The sequence below is a fragment of the bacterium genome (assembly GCA_029210965.1).
Classification (GTDB): domain Bacteria; phylum BMS3Abin14; class BMS3Abin14; order BMS3Abin14; family BMS3Abin14; genus JALHUC01.
The window spans coordinates 1-6,451 of record JARGFZ010000070.1; the positions used below are offsets into that span (position 1 = coordinate 1).

At 51.7% G+C, this 6,451-nt stretch carries 8 protein-coding genes; 3 read left to right on the forward strand and 5 right to left on the reverse strand.

The window, feature by feature from the left end; all coding sequences use genetic code 11:
* Positions 1–261: 261 nt before the first annotated feature.
* The 4 genes from P1S59_13975 to P1S59_13990 all read right to left on the reverse strand — a co-directional run bounded on the left by P1S59_13975 (position 262) and on the right by P1S59_13990 (position 2,949).
* Positions 262–999, reverse strand: a complete 738-nt coding sequence (locus P1S59_13975; GenBank protein ID MDF1527341.1) for an NAD-dependent deacylase — start codon at positions 997–999, stop codon at positions 262–264.
* Positions 1,000–1,014: 15 nt separating this feature from the next.
* Entirely contained in the window at positions 1,015–1,764 is a 750-nt protein-coding gene (locus P1S59_13980; protein ID MDF1527342.1) for an amidohydrolase family protein, read from the reverse strand.
* 142 nt (positions 1,765–1,906) lie between these two features.
* Entirely contained in the window at positions 1,907–2,281 is a 375-nt protein-coding gene (gene queD, locus P1S59_13985) for a 6-carboxytetrahydropterin synthase QueD (protein ID MDF1527343.1), read from the reverse strand.
* Complete coding sequence (locus P1S59_13990) at positions 2,278–2,949, reverse strand: hypothetical protein (GenBank protein MDF1527344.1); 672 nt, start codon at positions 2,947–2,949, stop codon at positions 2,278–2,280. Before P1S59_13990 ends, queD begins: the two co-directional genes overlap by 4 nt.
* A gap of 172 nt (positions 2,950–3,121) precedes the next feature.
* Here P1S59_13990 and P1S59_13995 point away from each other — a divergent pair, with 172 nt between their 5' ends.
* The 3 genes from P1S59_13995 (at position 3,122) to P1S59_14005 (ending at position 5,166) form a co-directional block, all read left to right on the forward strand.
* Complete coding sequence (locus P1S59_13995; GenBank protein ID MDF1527345.1) at positions 3,122–3,730, forward strand: response regulator; 609 nt, start codon at positions 3,122–3,124, stop codon at positions 3,728–3,730.
* An 805-nt stretch (positions 3,731–4,535) separates the two neighbouring features.
* The gene (locus P1S59_14000; protein MDF1527346.1) at positions 4,536–4,928 is read left to right on the forward strand and encodes a type II toxin-antitoxin system VapC family toxin; all 393 of its coding nucleotides are present in this window, start codon (positions 4,536–4,538) and stop codon (positions 4,926–4,928) included.
* 1 nt (position 4,929) lies between these two features.
* Positions 4,930–5,166 (forward strand): type II toxin-antitoxin system Phd/YefM family antitoxin, encoded by a 237-nt coding sequence (locus P1S59_14005; GenBank protein MDF1527347.1) that lies wholly within the window; start codon positions 4,930–4,932, stop codon positions 5,164–5,166.
* A gap of 791 nt (positions 5,167–5,957) precedes the next feature.
* Here P1S59_14005 and P1S59_14010 read toward each other — a convergent pair.
* Positions 5,958–6,224: a hypothetical protein gene (locus P1S59_14010; GenBank protein ID MDF1527348.1), complete on the reverse strand. Its 267-nt coding sequence runs from the start codon at positions 6,222–6,224 to the stop codon at positions 5,958–5,960.
* Positions 6,225–6,451 lie beyond the last annotated feature (227 nt).

The following is a 6,451-nucleotide window of genomic DNA, read 5'->3' on the forward strand; positions in this document are numbered from 1 at the left end:
TGCAGCCTTCATGTGGCTGCACTGTGGTAAATTATCTTTCATCGCTTTTATAGGAATGGTTCCTTAACTCCTAATTAAGATTCTCTCAATAACCTCTGTGAGCTCAGTGGTAAAAAACATCATCCTTATTGTAACCGTTATTTCCCCCCAGATTTAATTTCCTCTGTGTCCTTTGAGCCTTTGTGGTGAAAGCATCTTTTTCTATAGTAACCCCGCTTAACTCTGTTCCTCTATGGTAAATCAGCCTTCCGGGCTTTGGGCTTACGCCTCACCAAAAGCGAGGCGTACAAATTCTTCAAGCACCTCCCCTGCCTTGCCAAGAACAGTGGCTGAAGCAGAACCTGTAAGGGGTGTAGGGTCGAGGTTGACCTCCAGAACATACCCGCCGTTTCCGAGGGCCGCATAAGCAAGGGAGGCTGCAGGTTGAACAACATTGGATGTCCCGGCAACGATGAGGAAATCGGATCTCCCCGATGCGATATAGGCCTGTTCAAGAAGCCTGACGTTCAGACTTTCACCGAACCAGACAACGTTGGGACGCATCTGCCCCTGACACAGCTCGCAGGTTACCAACCCTTTCTGACCATGAAGGGTTATGATCGCGGCGCACACCGAACAGCGGGCATGATGCAGATCGCCGTGGATCTGAAAGACATTTTTACTGCCTGCCCTCAGGTGAAGGCCGTCCACATTCTGAGTGATAAGTGTGAAATCAGGGATCCGTCTTTCCAGTTCGGCTATGGCGAAATGAGCAGGGTTAGGCGAAAGCTCCCTTACAAGGTTACGGCGCCAGTGGTACCAGTCCCAAACGAGCTCGGGATCCTTTTCAAAAGCCTGAGGCGTGGCAAGCTGTTCCGGACGGTGATCTTTCCATAATCCGTCCTTCCCCCGAAATGTTGGTACTCCACTCTCGGCGGAAACACCGGCACCGGTGAGGACCACCAGACACTGCGACCCGCGGAGCTTCTCGACCACCTCATCATGGGGTCGGCCGGCCATATCTTCCACGATCGATTACTCTACACATGTCATGGAAAGGACGTTCCTCGAAAATATTGCCTGTTTATCTTTATCGCTGACCTTCAGTTTATGAACCCGATCAATGCTCCATGACGGGCTGCCGTAAGGGTAATCGGATCCGCAAAGGAATTTCCCGGCCCCGTATTCACGGATCAACCCTTCACTGATACCGGCCAGGCTGATATCGAAACGGACATTAGGTTTATGTCCAACAGCTGCCAGGATTCTCTCGGAACCGCCGTTCAGTCCCCCCATGTGGGGAATTATTATCTTTACATCGGGGTATAAATCCACGAACTGGACTGTGACATCAAAGTGTTCTTCGAAGTTAACCGGGACGCCCATATCCATGACCTTGTCCATAAGGGCACTCATCCTCGACTCCGTAAGGGCATCATGTACCTGGCCCTCGTTCATCCCCAGATAGGTCCCTCCAAAATCGTGACCAGGCGTGAACCAGCAGTGCCATTTTATCCCGCGGTAGGGTTCCAGCACTTCCGGATCAGGGATATGGGGGAAGGGGCGATTCTGGCTGTAGGCGTTTCCGCCCACATAGAAAAAGGGAATGTGGCCGTTTTCTGAAGCCATCTCGAGGACATACTGGTTATCTCCCGGGATATCGGAACTTTCGGGATCGGCAAAAATCACAGCCCTGTCCACACCTGCGCGATCCAGGACTTTCTGGACCTCATCCATGAGCAAGTGACGGCGTCCGATATGAACGTGGGCATCGATTATTTCCATGACGATCTCCCTTTGTTAAATGCCGTGATTCGTGACACGTGACTCGTGATTAGAAAAACCATGGACTATCCAAAGTCATCACGTGAGTAATATCATATGGATGTTTCAACGAATCACAAATTTCGAATCACTAATTACGGCTTCAAACTGGTACATACTTCGCCGATGCCGTTTCCGATTCGTTCACCGTCACCGAAACCACCGTGACAGATTGGGGGTCGATGGCCTCGCTGACTTTATGCCAAATAAACCGTGCAATGTTCTCCGAAGAGGGGCTTGAGCGGGAGAATTCAGGGTGCTCGTTAAGATCCGAGTGGTCCAGTTGAGCCAGAACCGTTTTTAGTATCTCCTTAAGATCGCCAAAGTCCATCAGCATCCCTGTTTCATCCAGGCGATCACCGGCCACCTCGAGGCTCACTCCAAAATTGTGCCCGTGGAGTGATTCGCACTTGCCTCCGCTTCCTGCCAGCCGGTGGGCGGCTGCAAACCCGTCCTTGATCGTTAGTCGGTAAATCATTTTCCCAGATCTCCATTCAGGCTGTAAACAATGAGATCGTAGCGAATCTTCAAAGTACTGAGCCAACGATCTCTTTCCTTACGGTAGGTGGATTGTAAAAGTTCGGACCTGACCGATTCCCAGACCTCGTATATCGTGGCATCCCCCCAGCGATCCTGATCCTCCTCATAAGCTTTTTCAATATCGGACGGGAGGATATTTACGAAGAACTGAATGCGGCTTTCCGTGTAAAGAGATACCAGAAGCGCACGGTTCAACATTTCCAGAACCTCTTCTTCATCGATACCCCACATTTGAAGTTTTTTCTCATAATCCTCTTTGCTTGCATACCTGAGGAGGTAGCCCTGGTAGGCTCCCTCGGACTGACCTGCAATTAAACGGAAACCACCTACCTCCTCCACCTCTTTGAGTATGAGCAGGCGGTTCAGGTAGGCTTCCAGCAACTGGCCAAAGTCAGCTCCCAGGTGAGATGATCCCAGAAGTCCAAGATCCATTTCCATGAGAACATCCGTCTCCAGAATGGGTGCGCCGTTTATGGTAGCAACGATGCTGTCGACGCGTGTCCACTCGCCGGGATCTGTACCCTGGGCCATAGCAATGACGGGGCTTAGCAGCAGAAAGGGCAGCAGGTAGATCATTCGCATTCCGATGGCCTTGAATATTCGCATCAATATTTCTCGCTTCCAGGTGACCAGTAATCTGTGATCGGTGATCAGTAAACATTACTTAGTATAGTACCGAATGGAGGAAGCCGAAACCCAAAACACTCGAAATCCGATTTGGATTTCGAGTCTCATCATTCGTTGACACATCGGTATGTGGTCGGTTATTTTAGAGCCCATGAAACTAGCCTGTGTCCTTTGTCAAAAAGAGTACGTGTTTGACCCTGATAAGATCCCTGATGGCGGTTTCCGCATCGGCTGCGGTGTTTGCGGTGCGAAATACACTGTTGTGCTGCCCGACGGCTGGAAAACCTTCGGGGCACAACCTGCCCCTGCCATTTCGGGGAGTTCAGAAGCGAGCCAGGAGGCAGGCCAGGACCTGAACCAGGTTGCAGTCCCGGACGAGAAGTATATCCTCATGGCCGACGATACCGCTTTCTTCAGGGCCCTGATGTCAGATCTCCTGACGAAACAGGGCTTCAAGGTCAAGACAGCTGGGGATGGAAGAGAAGCCCTGAACATCTTCCTGGCATCACCTAAATCATTCATGCTGCTGCTTTTAGACCTCCAGATGCCCAAGCTTTCCGGTTTCGGTGTCCTCGAGGAATTAAAGGGCCTTGAGGGCTATGTCCCCCCGATAATAGTCATGACGGGAGTCCACGACAGCCACGAGGACATCAAGATCGTCCGCGACATGGGGGCCTCGGGGTTCCTGGACAAGAGCCTGGACCCGTCGGTAGCCGTGGAGCGGATCAAAATGGTTATGGCGGAGCATGAGGGGAAGTAAGAACGGTACCCACTACCCGGTAAAAACAAATACTGGATTCCGGAAGACTTACGTGTCCAAGTATCTACGTGCCTAAGTATCTACGTGCCCAAGTATCTACGTGCCTGAACCGCTTCTTCCCCCCTGTTTCGCTTTTTCTCAGACTTTCTCCGTGTCCTCCGCCTGCCCTGAGCTTGTCGAAGGGTGACCTCCGTGGTGAAAACACCGCCTTCACAGGGACCGCGCCTTCCTGAGATTCCGGTTTTCTCTGCGGCTCCGCGTCTCCGCGAGAGGCAGCCTTTAGACGCTTTTACAGGAACCGCGCCTTCCCAGAATTCAGACTTTCTCTGTGTCCTCAATAACTCAGTGGTAAAAAAACATCGCTTTAATAGAAACCGGGATTGCTTCGGCCATGTCAATACTCGGGCCTCGCAATGACATGGTGCGACTGGATTCCGGACAACCCCGCCCCTTGCGTTGGCTTCCGGAATGACGGTGGGGATGGTTGTGGTTCGCCTTCCCCCGCGTCCCCGTGTCTCCGCGTCCCCGTGTCTGCTCCTCCGCGTGAGGCAGCCCTGACCGCCTTTACAGGAACCGCGCCTCTCCTTCCCCCGCGTCCCCGTGTCTCCGCGTCTCCCCGTCCGCTCTTCCCCCTGGATTCCGGGTCGTTGCCCGGAATGACCCGGGTACTCATTTCCCGGAAGAGCCTGAATTCGCGCTATTTGCAAACTATCTTGCGCACTTATTAGTAATAAGTCCCTTGACAGATAAAACCCCCAAAAGTACTATAGATGTACAATTGTACATCTCGCCGGGATCAAGGTATATGGAAATCGTAGTCGATACATCAGTAATTATAGCCGTCATCGTCAACGAAAGTCGGAAAGGACAGCTGGTAGAGATGACCAGAGGGGCATCCCTTCACGCACCCTCCTCTCTTCACTGGGAAATGGGCAACGCCTTTTCTGCCATGTTCAAACGAAACCGCATTGATCTGTCGCAGGCTCTCAAAGCACTTACTTCCTACAAAACAATTCCTGTTCGCTTTCACGATGTCGACCTTAAAAGTTCTCTGGAACTATCGGATACCCATGGGCTGTACGCCTACGATGCCTATTTTCTTACCTGTGCCATGAAAGTTAACAGCCCCCTTCTGACTTTGGACGCTTCACTGGCGGATGCTGCCGATAGGGCGGGGATAGCTGTCCTGGAGGTGTGAGATGAAAGTTTATACGTTTTCGGAAGCAAGACAAAAACTCGCCTCGGTTCTAAACCAGGCAAAGGAAGAGGGAGAAGTGAGAATCTGCCGGAAAGATGGCAGCTCATTTATTGTCAAACCGGCTATCTACGAGGAATCACCTCTTCAGACAGATGGAGTCCATTCATCCCTTTCGGCAGAAGAGATAGTTGAATATGTCAGGGAAGGAAGGGAGAGAGGCCCGAAGGGCAAGATCTAGTTCTGGTTTCTGGTTCTGGTCCTAGTCCAAATAGCGGAATTCAAAATTCAGGAAACCAGGGGAAACAACGGTTGCTATGAAAGCGATCAAAGCTTTAACGCAGGGTGGCGCAGAGCGGCCAATTATGGCCGCACCGCCAGCCTTCGCTGAAGCTACGCCCCGGCAAGCAGAGTTTCGCAGAGTAAACCTTTAACCTGGGTTTGGACCGGTTGCTATTAAGGCGATGTTTTTTACCACAGGGTACACCCGTCTACGCTTAGGGGCGTCGCTGGTAGCTATGCCCTCACAAGTCAGCTTCGCCGTAGCGGGCAGGGTTTCACAGGGTAAACCTTAATTCTGGTTAAGGCACGGTTGCTATAAAGGCGACTTTTTTCACCACTGAGTTATTGAGGACACTGAGAAGGGCTTAAATCTCAGGATCATCTTCGAGGTTTTCAAGCTTTATGCTTATACGCAATCAGAAATAGCAGCCCACCTGGGATTACACCGAACTACCACCAGCAAGATCGCCAGCAAAACCAACTGAACGTGTCAGACACACCACAATTCACTGCCTGACACCAATCACGCACACTACCTTATTCTTCTTCCCCCTTGAGGGGGGAAGACCGAGATGGGGGTGAAAGCAAACGAGGACCAGGAATCCAGCCTGGAATTAGCAAAACATCAGACAGCAGGACCTGACCCCACGGGGGTGTCCCCTTGCTCCCCTCGACAGGCTCCCCTCGACAGACTCCCCTCGACAGGCTCGGGACAGGCGGGACAGGCGGGACAGCGGTAGGGGCGGGGCATCACGCCCTTCGATCACGCCGCCGGCGTGACTCAGGGCAGGCGGCCTGTCCCAAAAAGTTTCGCGTTCCATCTCCCGGTCCGAAAGGTTTCGGTAAAACTGGAGGACGGCCGTTATCGCCACAGTACATCGACTCAAACATGGAATTGTCAATGATCGGCGTGATGATCTCCCGGAACTTGCGGTAGAAGCTGTCCTCCGGGATCAATTCCTCACAGACGGAATCGGTGTCGTAGAAGCTCCTCTGGTGGTAGCGGGAGATGAGCATAGAATTTACTCCCTCGATAGATGATGGTTGGTAAATTCTCAAGCTCAAAATATCAGTTGTTAACGAGAAATTTGACTAAAAAAATAACCTCCAATCAATCCCAAACCAGTCATGATGGCTGTGTGCTATTTGTAGTTGAAATTTGACGAAGCGGCCCTCTTAATGGAGGAATGGAAGGTGCAAGCCAAACCATTTCTCTCACGAAAGGAGCCGCTTCATGAAGAGGG